This is a genomic window from Flaviaestuariibacter amylovorans (assembly GCF_039541815.1).
In the GTDB taxonomy this organism is placed as follows: domain Bacteria; phylum Bacteroidota; class Bacteroidia; order Chitinophagales; family Chitinophagaceae; genus Flavisolibacter; species Flavisolibacter amylovorans.
Genome location: NZ_BAABGY010000031.1, coordinates 1 through 778, shown reverse-complemented (window position 1 = coordinate 778; position 778 = coordinate 1). Strand labels below are relative to the sequence as shown.

Sequence of the window (778 nt, the reverse complement as noted above, 5' to 3'; positions counted from 1 at the left end):
ACGGGGTCACCGTGATGGTGCCTGCGATGGTCGGGTTGGCCGTGTTGTTCTGGGCCAGGAAGGAGGCGATGTCGCCGCCGCCGGAAGCCGCCAGGCCGATCGCCGTGTTGGAGTTGGTCCAGGAGAAGGTCGTGCCCGCCACGGGGCTCGTGAAGGTCACGGCCTGGGTGGCAGAGCCTGCGCAGAGCGTCTGGCTCGCCACGGCGTCGACGGCCGGGCGCGGCGCCACGCGGATGTAGAAGGAGATGCGGCCCACCTTGCACTGCGTGCTGCCGGCAGGAGGCACCGGCGTCACCGTGATCTGGGCAATCACCACCGAGCCCGTCGCGTTCAGGGCCGTGAAGGCAGGCAGCGACGTGCCGGTGCCGGAGGCGGCAAGACCGATGGAGGTGTTGTCGTTGGTCCACTCGAAGGTCGTGCCCGGGGCAAAGGAGCCCGTGAAGTTGACGCCGCTGAGGGTTCCGCCGGCACACACGACCTGGTTGGGGATCGGGTTGGGCTGGAGCTGGGTGACGTATACCGTCACCGACGCCGAGGCAGGCGACGTGCACACACCGTTGGAGACACCGGTGATGGTGTAGGTGGTGTTGGTGCTGAGCGAGCCGGTGGCGAAGCTGTAAGCGCCGTTACCGTCGAGGGTCACCGTTTGGGCGGCGGCACCGTTCGTGGTAAAGGTCACCTGTCCGTTTGCCGGTCCGCCGGTGATGTTGATGTCGGTGGCGGTGCTGGTACCGGCGCAGAGCACGGGGTTGACGGCAGCGATCTGCGCCGTGAAGGT

Annotated in this window: 1 protein-coding gene; it reads right to left on the bottom strand. The window is 67.7% G+C overall.

The genetic code is table 11. The features are described from left to right. The coding region (locus ABD937_RS23820) for a hypothetical protein (protein ID WP_425185820.1) at positions 1-778 on the bottom strand (778 nt) is incomplete at both ends.